The organism is Streptomyces sp. NPDC005728 (assembly GCF_040630895.1).
Taxonomy (GTDB): domain Bacteria; phylum Actinomycetota; class Actinomycetes; order Streptomycetales; family Streptomycetaceae; genus Streptomyces.
This window is the reverse complement of sequence record NZ_JBEXYL010000027.1, coordinates 1-16,531: the sequence shown is the minus strand read 5'-3', so window position 1 is coordinate 16,531 and position 16,531 is coordinate 1. Positions and strand designations below refer to the sequence as shown.

The following is a 16,531-nucleotide window of genomic DNA, read 5'->3' as shown; positions in this document are numbered from 1 at the left end:
ACACGAACGGTGATGAGAACGGGCAGGCGCGCCTTGTCCGGAATCCAACGCCCGGGCATGGCGTAAGGTCAATGGCGTTGGCATAAGAACGCGAGAGAGGTTCCGCCGTGCCCAAGCCCGTGGTGCCCGAGGAGAAGCGCCGCCGGCGCCGGCCGACCCGCAGCGGCACCGTGCTGACCGAGCCGCTGATCGTCGAGACCGCGCTGCGCCTGCTGCGCGAGCACGGCAGCACCGGGCTGACGGCGCGCCGTCTGGGCCTCGCCCTCGACTGCGATCCCAGCACCCTGTACCGGTACTTCCACGGCATGGACGACCTGACCCTGGCCATCGGGGACGCGCTCATGGGCCAGGCGCTGGCGGGCTGGCGGCCGACGGGACAGTGGCGGGCGGACCTGCGGGCGATCGGACTGCGCATCCACGCCGCGTACGTGGCGCACCCGCAGGCGGCACTGCTGACCGCGAACCGGGTCACCGGGCGCGCCCAGGAACTGGCCGCCGACGAGGCGGTCCTGGACGTCCTGCGCACGGCCGGGTTCTCGGTGGCCGAGACGGTCGGTGTCTACCACGCCTTCATCGACCAGACGCTGGCCTTCGCCGCCCTGGACTCCGCCTCCCTGGCCCTGCCGAGCGCCTCCCAGCGGGCCGACGAGGACAAGTGGCACTCGACCTACGCCCGCCTGCCCCGCGCCACGCACCCGCGCATCGCCGAGGCGGCCCCGCTGCTCGCCCGGCGCATGGTCACCAGCGCCTACCCGGCGGCCCTGGAGATGCTGCTGGACAGCGCGGCCGGCCGGCTGGGCGCGCAGACGCCCTGACCGTCACCGGCGCAGGGCCCGGGCCGCCGTCGCCGTCACCGCCTCGGCCAGGGCCTCCAGCGCGGGGGAGTCGAGTTTCCACTGCTGCCAGTACAGCCTGACGTCCATCCACTGCCGCGGGGCGAGCAGGACGAGACGTCCCTCGCGCAGCAGCGGGCCGGCCTGGGCCTCGGGGAGCATGCCCCAGCCGAGGCCCGCGACGACCGCGTCCAGGAAGCCCTCCGAGGTCGGCACGTAGTGCCGCAGCGGTCCGGCCGCCGGGCCGCCCAGCTTCCGTACGAAGCCGTCCTGGAAGTCGTCCTTGCGGTCGAAGACCACGACGGGCGCCTCCGGCAGGAGGTCCCGCAGGGGCCCGTCCAGGTGGCGCGCGGCGAACTCCGGTGCGGCCGCCGGCAGGTAGCGCATCCGGCCCAGCGGGCGGACCGAGCAGCCGGGCACCGGGTCCGCAGAGGAGGTCACGGCCGCCATCACCAGGCCCTCGCGCAGCAGCGCGGCCGTGTGGTCCTCGTCCTCGCGGTGCAGCTCGAAGCAGAGCCCGTCCACCTGGGTCAGTGCCGCGAGGAACCAGGTCGCCAGCGTGTCCGCGTTCACCGCGACCGACACCCGTGTCGGCTCCCCGGCGCCGCTCAGCCCCAGCTCGGCGCGCGCATCCCCCTCCAGCCGGGCGAGCTGCCGGGCGAACCGGACCAGCACCGCACCCGAGTCCGTCGGGATCACGGGCTTGGTGCGCTGGAGCAGTACCCGGCCGGTCCGCTGCTCCAGCGCCTTGACCCGCTGGCTGACCGCCGACGGCGTCACATGCAGGGCCGCGGCCGCCGCGTCGAACGTGCCCTCGTCGACCACGGCGAGCAGCGTGCGCACCTGCTCCAGGGGAAGCTCCGTCATCACGAGCGCTAAGGATACGTAAGAATCTTTAGCTGTACCTACAGTGATCGCTTGCCTAACGTCGAGGGCATGAACCACGCACTGACCGCCGCGGCCGCCGGATTCGGCACCGGCCTCTCCCTGATCGTCGCCATCGGCGCCCAGAACGCCTTCGTGCTGCGCCAGGGGGTGCGCCGTGAAGCCGTTCTCGCGGTGGTCGGCATCTGCGCCCTGTCCGACGCGCTGCTGATCACGCTCGGCGTCGCCGGGGTCGGAGCGGTCGTGGTGGCCTGGCCGGGCGCGGTACGGGCCGTCGGGTTCGTCGGCGGCGCGTTCCTGCTCTGCTACGGCGCCCTCGCCGCCCGCCGGGTCCTACGGCCCGGTACCGGCCTGCGTGCGGAGGGGGAGGCGGTGGGCTCACGGCGGCGGGCGGTGCTGACCTGTCTGGCGATGACCTGGCTCAACCCGCACGTCTACCTGGACACGGTGTTCCTGGTCGGTTCCCTCGCGGCCGACCGCGGCCCGCTGCGCTGGACCTTCGGGCTCGGCGCGGCGCTCGCGAGCCTGTGCTGGTTCGCCGCGCTCGGCTTCGGCGCCCGGCTGCTCGGCCGCTTCCTCGCCCGTCCCACGGCCTGGCGGGCGCTGGACGGCCTGGTCGCCGTCACCATGCTCGGGCTGGGTGCCCTGCTCGTCGCCGGATCCTGAGACAACCGGTTCGGCGGGCACAGCAGTTGCTGCCATAGTGAGGCTCGAATTCGAAAGATGTATCGAGCAATCTCTGTCGAGCGACCAGGAAACCCGTGGACACGAGCGAGAGCAGCACCGAACCCGATACCGCCGGCCCCGCCGCGCCGGCCCTGCCCCGGCGCGGCTGGCGCCGCTGGGCGATGGACACCCGGCCCCTGCGCATCCCGGCCTACCGGCGGCTCTGGTCGTCGACCATCGTCACCGCCGTCGGCAGCCAGCTGACCGCCGTCGCCGTACCCAAGCAGATCTACGACATCACCCACTCCTCCGCCTGGGTCGGCTACGCCAGCCTCGCCGGACTGGTGCCCATGGTGGTGTTCGCGCTGTGGGGCGGGGCGATCGCCGACACGGTGGACCGGCGCAAGCTGATGCTGGTCACGAACACCGGTATCGCTGTGACCTCGCTGCTGTTCTGGGTGCAGGCCGTCACCGGGCTGGACTCCGTCGTCGCCCTCGTGCTGCTGCTCGCCGTGCAGCAGGCGTTCTTCGGTCTCAACTCGCCGGCCCGTACCGCTTCCATCGCCCGTCTCGTCCCGGCCGAGGAACTGCCCGCGGCCAATGCTCTCGGCTCGACCGTGTGGCAGACCGGCCTGGTCGCCGGCCCGCTGCTGGCCGGTGTGCTGATCCCGGTCATCGGACTGCCCGAGCTGTACCTGATCGACGCGCTGGCCCTCTGCATCACCGTGTGGGCGGTGTTCCGGCTGCCCGCGCTGCCGCCGCTCGGCGAGAGACCGGCCCGCCGGGCCGGGGTGCGCGAGATCGCGGACGGGTTCCGCTACATATCCGGGCACAAGGTGCTGCTGCTCTCCTTCCTCGCCGACATCGTGGCCATGGTCCTCGGCATGCCCCGTGCCCTGTTCCCGCAGCTGGCCTCACAGACGTACGGCTCCTACGGCGAAGGGCTGGCGCTCGGCGTGCTCTTCGCCGGAATCCCGGTCGGCGCGGTGCTCGGCGGCCTGTTCTCGGGCGTCTTCTCGCGGGCGCGGCGGCACGGGTGGATGGTCATCGGCGCGGTCGTCGGCTGGGGCGTGGCCATCGCCGGGTTCGGGCTGAGCGGCAACCTCTGGCCGGCCGTGGTCTTCCTCGCCGCCGCCGGGGTCGCCGACATGGTCTCCATGGTGTTCCGCGGGGCGATCCTGCTCTCCGCCGCGACCGACGAGATGCGCGGCCGGATGCAGGGGGTGTTCACCGTGGTCGTCGCGGGCGGTCCGCGCCTGGCCGACGTGCTGCACGGCACGGCCGGCTCGGCGTTCGGCGCCCGGGCCGCCGTGGCGGGCGGCGGCGCGCTGGTCGTCGCGGTGATGCTGACCCTGGCCGCCACGTGCCCGGCCCTACGCCGCTACCGGGTCTGAGGGGCGCCATCGGTCCTGTGCTGCTGCCGGGTCTGAGGGCCGCGGCCGGTCCTGCGCCACGACCGGCCCTCTCGCTCCCGGCTACAGCGGTCCGCGGCGGCGTGTCGTGTACTGGTCCATCAGCTTGCCGCGGGTCGTCTCCAGGCGGTGCGCGAGGATCTCGGCGACCGTGCGCACCAGCGACAGCCCGAGCAGCGGGTCCTCCACGCACAGGGCGAGCACCGAGGGCCCGTCGAACTCGTAGGCCCGCACATTGCTGAAGGCCACCGCGCCGAAGTCCCACGCGTACGGCGGGAACAGCCAGGACCAGCCGAGCATGTCGCCCGCGCCCAGCGTGGCCACCGCGACCCGCTGCCGCGAGGTGACCTCCTGGTCCAGGTGGACCGCGCCCGAGCGGATCACCCAGAAGCGGTCGGCTGTGCCGCCCGCCTCGAAGATCCGGGTGTCCTCCGGGAAGGAGACCTCCTTGGCCAGTTCCATCAGCCGCTCGCGCTGGGCCTGCGGCAGGGCGGTCAGCAGTTTTATCGCTTTGGTCATGGCCCGGGACTCCTCGCCGGCGGCGGTTCGGGTGTTTTCCCCAAGCCCATTTCAGCCGCTGCCGCCGTCCCGGGCACCTCGAAGGAGGCGGCTTTCTGCCGGTGAAGTGCCCAGAAGACAGTAAAAAGCCCTGGCTGGACGGGGGAGACCAGCCAGGGCCGTATGCGGTGGAGAGGGAGGACCCTGGCGGTCGACTCCGTCACCACTTATGGATGAATGCTAAACCATCTGGCGCGAATTCGCCTCATCGAGTGCGGTTCACGTGACCTGCTTCACTTCGGCCGAAGCCGCGGTCGACTCGTCCGGACGGGGTACGCCGAGCGGCCGGGCCAGGCCCGACACCGCCTCGTCGAGCCGCTGCAGATGCCGGAGCACCCGATCGGTCACCCGGCCGTAGCGCGGGGTGCGCAGCGTGCCCGGCGCCAGCATCGACGCGATGCTGGGGCCGGTTTCGATCCGGTCCCTCCGAGCGGGGGTCCGCCACGTGCGCGGCGATCGCCGCGATGTTGTGCACGATCCGCCGGCCCGCGGTACGCAGCCGGGGATCCGCCGCTATCGACGGGTGCGTCGGCAGCAGCTCGGCGGTGGCCGCGAGCGAACGCGCGTGATACGCGCACGTCTCCAGCAGTGCCACCACGTAGCGGGCGATGTCCCGGCGGGCCCGCAGCGGGGTGATCGGATGCATCAGCGGCTGGGTGGCGGCGCGCAGGTCGGCCAGTGCCTGGTCCAGGTCGCGCGCCTTGTCCACCAGGTCGGTCGCCGCCTCGCCGCTCAGCTGATCCATGGCGGCGCGGGTGACGTCGGCCAGCTCGTCGAGGACGGCGACCAGGAGGTCGTTGGTACGCCGGTCGGTGTGGATCGGCAGCACCACCGCCGCCGCGATCACCCCGCAGGCCGCGCCCAGCGCCGTCTCCTCCACGCGCAGCAGCAGCACCGACGCGCTGTAGCTGTTCAGCAGCGTGTACAGCAGCCCCAGCATCGCCGTCACGAAGAACGACATCAGCGTGTAGGACAGGGGGGCGGTGTAGAACATCGCGAAGACGAACAGCAGCACCAGCCCGAACGCCGTCCAGGTGTGCTGCCCGACCAGCCCGGCGAGTGCGATGCCGGCCACCACGCCGAGGACCGTGCCGACCAGCCGCCGGTAGCCCTTCACCAGGATCTCGCCGGTGGACGCGGTGTTGATGAACACGATCCAGCAGGTCAGCACCGCCCAGTACCAGCGCTGGCTGGACAGCAGCTCACCGCCCGCGATCGCGAGGGAGGAACCGACGGCCACCTGCACGGCCGCCCGGGTGGTGGGCCGCCCGAGCCCGGTCGGCTCCGGCTCCTCGGGCTTCTCCTCCTCGCTGATCTCGATGGCGACGTCCTCGGCGTCCAGCTCCTCGCGCGAGCGGGCCGTCGCCGGTGTGTCGTCGGACTCGTCCTGCGGCCCGTCCAGGGCGATCCGCAGCCCGAGCACGGCCCGTGCCGCCTCGCCGAGGCCCCGGAAGACGTCCTGCACGGCCGGGGAGGCCCGGGGCAGGTTCTCCTCCTCGCGGTAGCCGAGCAGCCGGTTGCGCACCTGCGCCGGCGCCGCCCCCGGGGCCTCGCCGACCGGCCGCAGCACGAGCAGGCGCAGCGCCTCCAGGTCCCGGCACAGCACGGCCGTCGCCTCGTCCCGTACCGGCAGCTCGCCGCCGGAGGGCAGGGGCGCTCCGGGCAGGTGCAGGGTCAGGGTGTCCGTCCGCTCGGCGCTGCGTGCGGTGAGCAGCAGCAGACCGAGCCGCTCGGCGGCGATCTCGGCGTCGGCGATGCGGCGCTGGAGCAGCCTCGCCGTCGCCTCGTCGGTGCTGCCGTCCTCCAGCCGGCCCTGGATCATCAGCGCTGCCTCGTGCAGCCGGGCGGTGCCGGTGCGCAGGTCCTCCACGACCTTCTCGACCTCGTGGGGGCCGGCGTCCAGCAGCTCGATCTGGGCGGCGATCAGCTGCCCGAGCCGGGCGCGGAAGGCCCGGCGCAGCCGGTCCAGGGTGCCCGCCGGGGTCTCGGGCAGCAGGACGAAGCGGGCGGCTGCGCTGCACGCGAACGCCACGGTGATCACGCCGTACAGGGCGGGCAGCGCGGACGTGGTCGCCTGCACGAACAGGGAGAGGAAGTAGATCTGGAAGCCGATCAGGCCCAGTGCAGTGCCGCGGTCGCCGAACCTGCGGCTGTAGACGGCACCGAAGATGAGGACGACGAAGAACGCGTCGCCCACGACGACCCGTTGGTTCAGCAGCGTGCCCAGCGTCACCGAGGCGAGCGCCACGGGCAGGCCGAGGGCGAGGGTGAGGGCCTGCTGGGAGCGCTGCTTCTCCCGGATGGCGAAAGTCGCGGCCATTGCCGCGATGGCGCCCGCGACCAGCTGCGGGACCGGAACCAGCAGCAGGGCCAGCACGGCGAGGGTGAGGGCGATCGCGGTCACCGTGCGCAGGCCCGCGGTGAGTCTGATCAGCCCGGGATCGGACGCCGCGATCCGGTCCCGCAGCCGTACCCGCCCCGACCGAACCGCTGCCCTCACGCCGCCGCGCTCTCTCCCGTGCCAGAACTTGATCTCCGCCCCAGCATGGCACGAACGCCCGGACCACCTGCCTTCGGCCCCGCACCCGGGCGACGAGCGCGTCGGCGTGCAGGCGTCAGGGACGCTCGGTGGCCCCGCTCTCCACCTGGGCGCGGACCTGTTCCGGGGTCAGGTAGGAGTCCGTGTACTCGAAGTCCTTCAGCCGCGCGGCCTTGCGGGCCTGGAATCCGGTGCGTACGAAGTCGTCGCCGGCGACCGCGTTCAGCAGCCAGTTGGTCATGACACGGGTCTTGGCGACGTTGGTGCGCAGCGCCGACCAGTGATAGCCGCGGGCCACCGCCTGCGCGGGGACGCCCCGCAGCTCGATGCCCAGCGGCTTGGACACGGCGTCCTTGCCGCCGAGGTCGACGACGAGCCCCAAGTCCTTGTGCACGTACGGCTGGAGGGGCTCGTTGCGCAGGGTCGCGATGACGTTGTCGGCGACCTTCCGGCCCTGGCGCATGGCGTGCTGCGCGGTGGGCGGGCAGACCGCGTTCTCCTCGTCCTTGGCCATGTCGGGCACGGCGGCGGCGTCACCGAGCGCGAACACGCCGTCCTGGCCGGGCAGGGTCATCTCGGCGGTGACCGCGAGCCGGCCGCGGACCGTGTCCGCGCCGAGCGTGCCGATCAGCGGGCTGGCGACCACGCCGGCCGTCCAGATCAGGGTGCGGGTCGGCACCACCCGGCCGTCGGTGAAGGTGACTTCCTCGGGGCCCGCCTTGTCGATCGACACGCCCAGCGAGACGTCGACGCCGCGCCGCTTGAGGATCTCCTGCGCGCTGCGGCCGAGCTTGTCGCCCAGCTCCGGCATGAGCCTGGGCGCGATGTCGATGAGGTGCCACTTGATCAGGTTCGGGTCGAGGCGCGGATAGCGCTGGACGGCCGCGTGCGTGAGCCGCTGCAGACAGGCCGCGGTCTCGGTGCCCGCGTAACCGCCGCCGACGACCACGAACTGGAGCCGCGAGGCCTGCTCGGCCGGGTCGTCGCTGGCGTCCGCGAGGTCCAGCTGCGTGATGACGTGGTCGCGGATGTAGGCGGCCTCGGCGAGGGACTTCATCCCGAAGGCGTGGTCGGTGAGCCCCGGGATGTCGAAGGTGCGGGTCACGCTGCCCGGCGCCAGCACGATGTAGTCGTACCGCTCGTTGACGACGTGGTCGGTGATGGTGCGCACGACGCAGACCTTGGACTTCAGGTCCACGCCGATCGCGCCGCCCGGGAGGATCCGGGTGCGGTACTTCTTGCTGCGGCGCAGCGAGACGGCGATCGACTGCGGCGTCAGCACGCCGGAGGCGACCTGGGGCAGCAGGGGGAGGTAGAGCTGGTAGGCGAACGGCGTCACCAGGGTGACGTCGGCCTCGTCGGGGGCGAGTCTGCGCTCCAGACGGCGGACGCACTCGACTCCGGCGAAGCCTGCGCCGACCACCAGGATCCTGGGTCGTGTCACGGTGTTCATCCCTCTCTGCGGCTCCGGGCGGTCCGACTCGACGTCGTTCGCATGCCGTGGATCGCTGCGGCCACATCGATCCCACCGTGCCCCGAGCCGTCCCGCCAGCTGGGTGCGGCAGGCAGACGAACGCGTGGCCACCAGCATGCCCCCGTCGAGGCCGGAGTATCCGGAACTCGCACAGATACACGTCGCACAACCGGACGGCAGGTCCTCGGCGCGATGCTCACCAGGGCAGGAACACGTGGATGTCCTTGCCCTGATCGTGGACCACGACGCTCACCTGGCTGCCCAGCGTGTGCACGAGGTGCCAGCCGATGCCGCCGCCGCCCGCAGTGGGCCGGAAGGGCCGCGGCGCGGGCCGGGTCGTGCTGGTGTCGTGCATCATCACGTGCACCCCGTCGAAGGTGCGGCGCATCCGCAGGCCGAAGGGTCCGGGGGCGTACTGGACGGCATTGGCCGCCAGTTCCGTGACGACCAGCAGGATGTCGTCCCAGTACTCGGGCGTGCCGGGCGGCGCGTCCTGCGCGAGGCAGGACAGAAACTCTTCCGCGGCGAGCCTCGCCCCCGTGACGTTGGGCAGCTCGCCCGGGAAGGAGAAGGCGCGCTCGTATCTCTCCTCCGAGGGAGGTGTGCCGTCCCCACGCCGCTCTGTCGCCATCTCGCATTCCCGGCCCCGTACGGCCGGGGTCGCGGCCCCTTCCGGCCAGGGCGGTCGTCGTTGCTGATCACTCCACCTCTGCGGGTTCCCCGACCGGGCCGGGTTACCCGTCCACGCGGCCGCCGCTGTCCGTACGGGCGCCTCCTAGCGGAAGACGTTGTCCGACTCGTCCCAGTCGGCCGGTTCCTCGAAACCCGGCCGCCGCACCGCGCGGGAACGGGCCTCGTACATCGCGTCGATCTCCGCGGCGTAGTGCCGCGCTATGGCGTCCCGGCGCAGCTTCATGGACGGCGTCAGCAGCCCGTTGCCCGGGGCGAACGGTTCTTGGAGGACACGGTAGACCCTGATGGACTCCGCGCGGGACACCGCGCTGTTGGCCGTGGCGACGGCCCGCGCGATCTCCTCCCTGAGCGCGTTCTCCTCGCGGGCCTCCCGGCCCGGTGAGTCGCCCTGCAGGGCCAGGCCGCCCCGCCAGTGCGTGAGGAAGTCCGGGTCCAGGGTGATCAGGGCGCCCACGCACGGCCGGTCGTCGCCGACGACCACCGCCTGGTGCACCAGCGGATGCAGGCGCAGCCGCTGCTCCAGCGGGGCGGGCGCCACATGCCCCCCGCTGCTGGTGACGATCACGTCCTTCTTGCGGCCGGTGATCGTCAGATACCCCTCGGAGTCCAGCTGCCCGATGTCCCCGGTGGCGAGCCAGCCGCCGCGCAGTGCGGCCCGGGTGCCTGCCTCGTCGCTGACGTACCCCTGGAACACCGACGGGCCGCTCACCAGGATCTCCCCGTCGTCGGCGACCTGGACCTCGGTGCCCGGCAGCGGCCGTCCCACGGTCCCGGACTTCTGTCTCCCCAGCGGCTGCATCGTGATTCCGCCGGAAGTCTCCGTCAGCCCGTAACCGTCGTGGATGTACAGACCGATGCCCTCGTAGAACAGGGACAGCTCCCGGCTGAGCGACGAGCCGCCCGAGGTGCCCCGCAGGACGCGCCCGCCGAGCGCTGCCCGCAGTCTGCGGTACACCGTCCGTTCGTACAGGGCGTGCTGCAGCCGTAGGTCGAGCCCGGGCCCCGGCCCCAGGCCCAGTCGCCGGCGCTCCTCGGCCTCGGCGAAGTCCCGCGCGGTCTGCGCCGCCCGCTCGAACAGCGCGCCCCGGCCCGCCTGCTGGGCAGTCCGCAGGAAGGTCTTGTACAGCTTCTCGAACACCGACGGCACGCCGTACAGGTACGTCGGCCGGAACGTGCGCAGCGCCGAGGCGAGGGCCGCCTCGGTCATCTCCGGCTCGTGCGCCAGCAGGACCCCGCCGCGCAGGCAGATCACCTGGATCATGAGCCCGTACACATGGGAGAAGGGCAGGAAGGCCAGCACGGACGGCTGTTCGCCCGGGAGCGCCGCGGTGTGCCCCCAGCCGGCGAGCAGGACGTCGCACGGGTAGGCCAGGCCACGGTGGCTCAGCGCGCAACCCAGCGGACGGCCGGAGGTGCCCGAGGTGTAGGCGACGGCCGCCGTCGAGTCCGGCAGCACGATCCGGCGCAGCGACTCCACCGTGGTCAGCGGGACGACCGCACCCTGCTCGGCCAGCCGGGACACCGCGCCGGCGTCCAGTTGCCAGACGTGCTGGAGCCGGGGCAGCCCCGCGCACACGGTGCCGACGGTCATGACCCCCTGCTCGTCCTCCACCGCGACGGCCACGCAGCCGGCGTCCCGCAGGATCCACTCCACCTGGTCCCGCGAGGACGTCGGGTGGATCGGAACGACCTCCGCGCCCACGGTCCACAGCGCGTGTGCGAAGACCGTCCACTCGTAACGGGTCCTGGCCATCAGAGCCACCCGGTGGCCCGGGGAGATCCCCGCGGCGATCAGACCCTTGGCCAGGTCGACCACTTCGTCCCGCAGCTCGACCGCCGTCACCTCCTCCCACACGCCGGGCGCCGCGTCGGTGCGCCGGGCGAGGACGGGCAGGGTCGGTGTCCGGTCCGCGGTCTCGAAGACGCTGTCGGCAAGCCCGCCCGTCATCGGCGGTACGGCTGCTGGAGCGAGGGCGACGTCGCGCATGCGCTGCTCCCGGGGTGTACGGAGGGTGACTCCGCCGATCGGCTCTGCTGTCGGCGGTGCTCGAATGTAGCTCAGGGAAGCGCGATCGGTGCCGGGAACGGAGAAGTCGTGATCGGCTGATGATCTGAGCGTGGCGGAGGGCCCGGGGGAGGGGACGACGCGAGCCCCGGGCCGCCCCGCCGGGCCGCCCCTCAGTCCTGGGTGCGGCGCACACACTCGGTGACGACGTCCCGCAGGCTGCCCGTGCGCTCCATGAGCGAACGCTGCTCGTGGGCGCCGTTGCCCCGGCGCAGCAACGTGGCCACGGCCTCCTCGACGAAGGCCGCGTCACCGCTGTCCGTGACCGCGTCCCCGGTGTGCTCCAGCAGGGAGCGCAGCACCTGCCCGGCGGGCCGGGGCCGCATGGTCGCGGGGTCGAGCAGGTCCTCGTCCAGACCGGAGCGGGCGGCCTGCCAGGAGGCCAGCCTGAGCATGCTCACGCTGTGGTCGAGCGGCGGCCGGTCGGCCCGCCAGTCGCGTGCCGCCGTCTCCACCAGGGCGCGGGCCAACGTGGCGACGAGGACGGCGGTGTCCGCGCGCAGGCACACGTCCGCCGCCCGGATCTCCACCGTCGGGTAGGTGGCGGACAGGCGTGCGTCGAAGTACGCCATCGCCTCGTCGAGGATGACCTCGGTTGCCACCATGTCCTTGACCCGGTGGCGGTAGCGCTCGGCCGAGCCGAACAGCTCGGTCGGCCCCGCCGACGGCCAGCGGGTCCACACCCGGCTGCGGAAACTCACGTATCCGGTGTCCCGGCCCTGCCAGAACGGCGAGTTGGCGCTGAGCGCGCAGAGCACCGGAAGCCACGGCCGGAGCCGGTCGAGGACGGCCACCCCCTCCTCGTCGGACTCCACGGACACATGCACGTGGCAGCCGCACACGAGCTGGTCCTGGGTGGCGGTCCCGTAGCGCCCGGCTATCCACTCGTACCGCTCGTGCGCACTGAGCGCGGGGGTGACCGGCAGTGGGCAGGTGGCCAGCGAGGCGACCGCGCAGCCGATCTCGCCGGCGAGCCGGGCCGCCTCCTTGCGGCAGCGCACGATCTCGGCGCCGAGCTCCGCCATGTCCCCTTGCGGATGCGTGGCGAACTCCAGCATCTGCCCGAACAGTTCCTTCTGGAACACGTCCTGTCCGGGATCGTCCTGGGCGGCACGGTCGAGGACGGCGGCGGCCCGGGCCATCGGCTCCCCGCTGTCCGGGTCGACCAGAAGGAGTTCCTCCTCCACTCCGACAGTGCGCACGCGGGCCGCCCTTCTGTTCGTGTGACGAGGAGCAGTCGTAGGTCTGTACGACCCTGACTGCCCCTCGGGGAGGGCGGCCGACACCTGCGAGTTCAGGGCACGGGCGTCAACCAGACAGTGGCGAGCGGCGGCAGCGTGAGCCGGAGGAACCCGTCCTCGGGCTTGAGCGCTCCCGGAGCGCCGACGCCGACACCGCTGCCGCCGTAGCGCGCATCGTCCGTGTTCAGCGCCTCCTGCCAGGCGGGAACGTCGTCGGGAACCCAGAGGCGGTAGTCGGCACGGACGGCGGGCGAGAAGTTCGACACCGCCAGTACGGGGGATCCCCCGGTGCCGAACCGTAGGAACGCGAGGACATTGTCGTCCGCCGCGTCACACAGCACCCACCGGAAACCGCCCGGATCCGTGTCCCGCTGCCACAGCGCCGGAGTGGCCCGGTACCGCGTGTTCAGGTCCCGGACGAGATCCTGCACGCCCCGATGATCGCCGGCGGAGCAGTAGTCCGCGTCCAGCAGCCACCACTCGGGACCGTGCGTCTCGGACCATTCGGCGCCCTGCGCGAACTCCTGCCCCATGAAGAGGAGTTGCTTGCCCGGGTGGGCCCACATGAAGCCGAGGTAGGCCCGGTGGTTCGCCCGCTGCTGCCACCAGTCGCCGGGCATCTTCGAGACGAGCGACCGCTTGCCGTGCACGACCTCGTCGTGCGAGATGGGCAGCACGTAGTTCTCGCTGTAGGCGTACACCATCGAGAAGGTCATCTCGTTGTGGTGGTACTTGCGGTGGACGGGGTCGTGGCTCATGTACTGGAGCGAGTCGTGCATCCAGCCCATGTTCCACTTCAGTCCGAAGCCGAGCCCGCCGAAGCCGCTCGGGCCCTTGTGGTGGGTGGGCCGGGTGACGCCGTCCCAGGCGGTGGACTCCTCGGCGATGGTCACCACGCCCGGGCAGCGCCGGTAGACGGTGGCGTTCATCTCCTGCAGGAAGGCGACCGCGTCCAGGTTCTCCCGGCCGCCGGACTCGTTCGGCGTCCACTGCCCGGATTCGCGCGAGTAGTCGAGGTAGAGCATGGAGGCCACGGCGTCCACGCGGAGCCCGTCGATGTGGAACTCCTCGCACCAGTACACGGCGTTCGCCACCAGGAAGTTGCGCACCTCCCGGCGGCCGAAGTCGAACTCCAGGGTGCCCCAGTCGGGGTGGGCGGCCCGCAGCGGGTCGTGGTGCTCGTACAGCGGGCGCCCGTCGAACTCGGCCAGCGCCCACTCGTCCCGCGGGAAGTGGGCCGGCACCCAGTCCATCAGGACGCCGATGCCGGCCTGATGCAGCCGGTCGACCAGGTACCTGAAGTCGTCCGGGGTGCCGAGGCGCGCCGTCGGCGCGTAGAAGCCGGTGACCTGGTAGCCCCAGGAGCCGCCGAAGGGGTGCTCGGCGACCGGCATCAACTCCACATGGGTGAAGCCCATCTCCTTGACGTACGCGGGGAGTTGTTCGGCCAGCTGCCGGTACGTCAGACCGGGGCGCCAGGAGGCCAGGTGGACCTCGTACACCGAGAGGGGGGCCTCGTGGACGGGGGTGTCGCCCCGGTGGGCCATCCACTCCGCGTCGCCCCACTCGTGGTGCGAGGCGTGCACGATCGAGGACGTGGCGGGCGGGACCTCGGTGCGGCGGGCCAGCGGGTCGGCGCGCAGGGTGCGCGAGCCGTCCGGGCGGGTGATCTCGAACTTGTACAGCTCGCCCTCACCGATGCCCGGCACGAACAGCTCCCACACCCCGGAGGAGCCGAGCGAGCGCATCGGAGACCCGGTCGCGTCCCAGAAGTTGAAGCTCCCCGCGACCCGCACCCCCCGGGCGTTCGGCGCCCACACCGCGAACCGGGTGCCGGTCACGCCCTGGTGGGACGTCACGTGCGCGCCCAGCACCCGCCAGAGCTGCTCGTGCCGGCCCTCGCCGATCAGGTGCAGGTCCAGCTCGCCGAGCGTGGGCAGGAAACGGTAGGCGTCCTCGGTCTCGTACACGGTGCCGTCGTACGTCACGAGCAGGCGGTGGGCGGGTACGCCGGTCAGCGGGAGCAGCCCGGAGAAGAAGCCGTCGCCGTCGTCGTGCAGGTCCGCCCGCAGGTCGCCGGAGACCACGGTGACCGTCTGCGCGTGGGGGCGGAAGGCACGGAAGGCGACGCCGCCGGGGACCGGGTGGGCACCGAGGACGGCGTGCGGGTCGTGATGGGTGCCGTGCAGCAGCCGCTCGCGGTCGCCGGCGTCGACCGCGGGGGAGACGGCGACCTCCAGGGGACGGTCCTGGGCCGGTGGTTCGGGTGTACGGGCGCCCGGGATCCCAGCGGGACCGGTCTTGGGCACGGCCTTCTGCGCGGCCTTCTGCACGGGCACGGCCTTCTTCTCGGTCTTGCTCTTGTTCTCGGTCTTGCTCTTGCCGGACTTGTTCTTCGGGGTGGCTGACTTCTTGGACGTCACGGACGGGTCTCCCGGGCGAGGGTCGGGTCGGACGTGGCGAGGCGGCGGACCGCCGAGAGGGGTACGGGCAGCCAGTCGGGGCGGTGGCGGGCCTCGTAGACGACTTCGTAGACGGCCTTGTCGGTCTCGTAGGCCCGCAGCAGCACCGGATCGGTGCGCGGGTCGCGGCCGGCCACCTCCGCGTACCCGCGGCAGTACGCGGCCCGGCACCGGTGCGCCCACTGCGGCGCGGGCGGGCTCGCCGAGTGGGCGGCATAGTCGAAGGAGCGCAGCATCCCGGCGATGTCCCGTACCGGAGGCTGCGGCATGCGCCGCTCGGCCAGCGGCCGGGCCGGCTCGCCCTCGAAGTCGATCAGCGACCACGAGCCCGACGGCGAGCGCAGACACTGGCCGAGATGCAGGTCGCCGTGGATGCGCTGGGCGGTCCAGGTGCGCCCCTCGGCGGCCAGGCCGTCCAGTGCCTCGAAGGCGGAGCGCAACCCCCGCTCGTAGGGCCGCAGCGCCGGCACCGCCTGGACGGCCGCCGTCAGCCGCTCGCTCATGCCGTCCACCAGCAGCCGCAGCTGGGCCTGGCCCAGGGTGACGGTCGGCAGGGCGCGGGCGAGGGCGGTGTGCACCTCGGCGGTGGCCCGGCCCAGCGTCCGGGCCTCGGCGACGAAGTCCTCGCCCTTGGCCAGCTCGCGCAGCGCCAGCTCCCAGCCGTCGGCCGCGCCGCTCACGAACGGCTGGAGGACGGCCAGCACATACGCGTCCGCCTCCAGCTCGGCATGGAGCCAGGCCGTCGGCGCGGGCACCCGGGCGCAGCCCTCGCGGGCCAGGGCGAGAGGGATCTCCAGGTCGGGATTGACGCCGGGGACCACCCGGCGCAACAGCTTCAGGATGAACGTATCGCCGTAGACGACGGACGAGTTGGACTGCTCGGCGGTCAGCAGCCGGGCCACGAGTCCCTCCCGGATCTCCTGGCGCTGGTCCCGTTCGAAACGGAGCCCGCCGACGCGGGCCCGGGTGCGCAGGGCCTCCAGGAGCACGCCGGCGGGCCGGGGGTCGTACAGGGCCTCGTACACCGTGCGGCCGGCGAGCGGGCCCTGCTCCACATGTCCGATGAGCGCGGGCGCCAGCCGGGGTGGCAGCGCCTCGCGCACGCCTATCAGCAGCTGGTAGCAGTCGCCGGGGTGCGACGGGGCGCCCGGCACGGGCGGCTGGTGGACGCGCAGGATCAGGTGGTGGAGCCCCACCCGGCCGTCCGCGGGGAGCAGTTCGGTGAACGCCACCGGCGTGAACCCGGTGACCGGGCGGCCCTTGCCCGCGAACCAGCGCTGTCTGGGCAGCCACTCACGCAACAGGGGCGCGAGCGAGGCGAGGAGGTGACCGGAAGTGGGAGTGGTGCCGGAAGGGGTGACTGTATCCGCCATGGGCGTCACGTCCTTTCCCCGGGTCGTCGGGGTGTGACTGATGCGTGCCCCGGGTGGGACGGCGGAAACCGGCCGCCGTCCCACTCGGCCGGACTACGCTGCGTCCCGGCGCAGCCGGAACCAGTAGAAGCCGTGCCCCGCGAGGGTCAGCAGGTACGGTAGCTCGCCGATCGCGGGGAACCGCACCCCGCCGAACAACTCGACCGGATGCCGCCCGCCGAACCGCCTCAGGTCCAGCTCGGTGGGCTGCGCGAACCGTGAGAAGTTGTGCACGCACAGCACCAGGTCGTCCTCGTACTCGCGCAGGAAGGCGATCACCGCGGGGTTGGA

At 72.5% G+C, this 16,531-nt stretch carries 12 protein-coding genes and 1 pseudogene; 3 read left to right on the top strand and 10 right to left on the bottom strand.

Features of this window, described 5'->3' with window-relative positions:
* Window positions 1-107: 107 nt before the first annotated feature.
* Window positions 108-815 carry a TetR/AcrR family transcriptional regulator C-terminal domain-containing protein gene (locus ABZ471_RS19805; protein WP_359068065.1) on the top strand — a complete coding sequence of 236 codons (708 nt, stop codon included), beginning with the start codon at window positions 108-110 and terminating at the stop codon, window positions 813-815.
* A 3-nt stretch (window positions 816-818) separates the two neighbouring features.
* On the opposite strand, the gene ABZ471_RS19800 is transcribed toward ABZ471_RS19805, so the two are convergent.
* Window positions 819-1,703 (bottom strand): LysR family transcriptional regulator ArgP, encoded by an 885-nt coding sequence (locus ABZ471_RS19800; RefSeq protein WP_359068064.1) that lies wholly within the window; start codon window positions 1,701-1,703, stop codon window positions 819-821.
* A gap of 66 nt (window positions 1,704-1,769) precedes the next feature.
* Here ABZ471_RS19800 and ABZ471_RS19795 point away from each other — a divergent pair, with 66 nt between their 5' ends.
* Together ABZ471_RS19795 and ABZ471_RS19790 are read left to right on the top strand one after the other, a co-directional pair.
* The gene (locus ABZ471_RS19795) at window positions 1,770-2,384 is read left to right on the top strand and encodes a LysE/ArgO family amino acid transporter (protein ID WP_359068063.1); all 615 of its coding nucleotides are present in this window, start codon (window positions 1,770-1,772) and stop codon (window positions 2,382-2,384) included.
* 95 nt (window positions 2,385-2,479) lie between these two features.
* Window positions 2,480-3,778 carry an MFS transporter gene (locus ABZ471_RS19790; RefSeq protein WP_359068062.1) on the top strand — a complete coding sequence of 433 codons (1,299 nt, stop codon included), beginning with the start codon at window positions 2,480-2,482 and terminating at the stop codon, window positions 3,776-3,778.
* A gap of 81 nt (window positions 3,779-3,859) precedes the next feature.
* Here ABZ471_RS19790 and ABZ471_RS19785 read toward each other — a convergent pair whose 3' ends face one another.
* The 9 genes and pseudogenes from ABZ471_RS19785 to ABZ471_RS19745 form a co-directional block, all read right to left on the bottom strand.
* On the bottom strand, window positions 3,860-4,315 hold the full coding sequence (locus ABZ471_RS19785) for a cyclic nucleotide-binding domain-containing protein (RefSeq protein ID WP_359068061.1): 456 nt from the start codon (window positions 4,313-4,315) through the stop codon (window positions 3,860-3,862).
* Window positions 4,316-4,573: 258 nt separating this feature from the next.
* Window positions 4,574-6,854: pseudogene (locus ABZ471_RS19780) on the bottom strand (FUSC family protein).
* Window positions 6,855-6,969: 115 nt separating this feature from the next.
* Entirely contained in the window at window positions 6,970-8,346 is a 1,377-nt protein-coding gene (locus tag ABZ471_RS19775) for an NAD(P)/FAD-dependent oxidoreductase (RefSeq protein WP_359068060.1), read from the bottom strand.
* A 217-nt stretch (window positions 8,347-8,563) separates the two neighbouring features.
* Window positions 8,564-8,998, bottom strand: coding sequence for an ATP-binding protein (locus ABZ471_RS19770; protein WP_359068059.1), 435 nt, complete (start codon window positions 8,996-8,998; stop codon window positions 8,564-8,566).
* Window positions 8,999-9,142: 144 nt separating this feature from the next.
* Window positions 9,143-11,047: an AMP-dependent synthetase/ligase gene (locus tag ABZ471_RS19765; RefSeq protein ID WP_359068058.1), complete on the bottom strand. Its 1,905-nt coding sequence runs from the start codon at window positions 11,045-11,047 to the stop codon at window positions 9,143-9,145.
* A 191-nt stretch (window positions 11,048-11,238) separates the two neighbouring features.
* Window positions 11,239-12,327 carry a glutamate--cysteine ligase gene (locus tag ABZ471_RS19760; protein ID WP_359068057.1) on the bottom strand — a complete coding sequence of 363 codons (1,089 nt, stop codon included), beginning with the start codon at window positions 12,325-12,327 and terminating at the stop codon, window positions 11,239-11,241.
* Between the two features lie 92 nt (window positions 12,328-12,419).
* On the bottom strand, window positions 12,420-14,789 hold the full coding sequence (glgB, locus tag ABZ471_RS19755) for a 1,4-alpha-glucan branching enzyme (protein ID WP_359068056.1): 2,370 nt from the start codon (window positions 14,787-14,789) through the stop codon (window positions 12,420-12,422).
* A complete protein-coding gene (locus ABZ471_RS19750; RefSeq protein WP_359068055.1) occupies window positions 14,786-16,201 on the bottom strand; it encodes a maltokinase in 1,416 nt (471 codons plus the stop codon). Before ABZ471_RS19750 ends, glgB begins: the two co-directional genes overlap by 4 nt.
* Before the next feature lie 93 nt (window positions 16,202-16,294).
* Window positions 16,295-16,531, bottom strand: a 237-nt coding sequence (locus ABZ471_RS19745) for an alpha-glucosidase C-terminal domain-containing protein (RefSeq protein ID WP_359068054.1), incomplete at its 5' end; no start/stop codon positions are given.

What these genes read in the sequence shown, in the direction of transcription:
- ABZ471_RS19795 (WP_359068063.1), top strand. Translation starts at nt 1,770, where the DNA reads ATGAACCACGCACTGACCGCCGCGGCCGCCGGATTCGGCACCGGCCTC.
- ABZ471_RS19785 (WP_359068061.1), bottom strand. Translation starts at nt 4,315, where the DNA reads ATGACCAAAGCGATAAAACTGCTGACCGCCCTGCCGCAGGCCCAGCGC.
- ABZ471_RS19775 (WP_359068060.1), bottom strand. Translation starts at nt 8,346, where the DNA reads ATGAACACCGTGACACGACCCAGGATCCTGGTGGTCGGCGCAGGCTTC.
- ABZ471_RS19770 (WP_359068059.1), bottom strand. Translation starts at nt 8,998, where the DNA reads ATGGCGACAGAGCGGCGTGGGGACGGCACACCTCCCTCGGAGGAGAGA.
- ABZ471_RS19765 (WP_359068058.1), bottom strand. Translation starts at nt 11,047, where the DNA reads ATGCGCGACGTCGCCCTCGCTCCAGCAGCCGTACCGCCGATGACGGGC.
- ABZ471_RS19750 (WP_359068055.1), bottom strand. Translation starts at nt 16,201, where the DNA reads ATGGCGGATACAGTCACCCCTTCCGGCACCACTCCCACTTCCGGTCAC.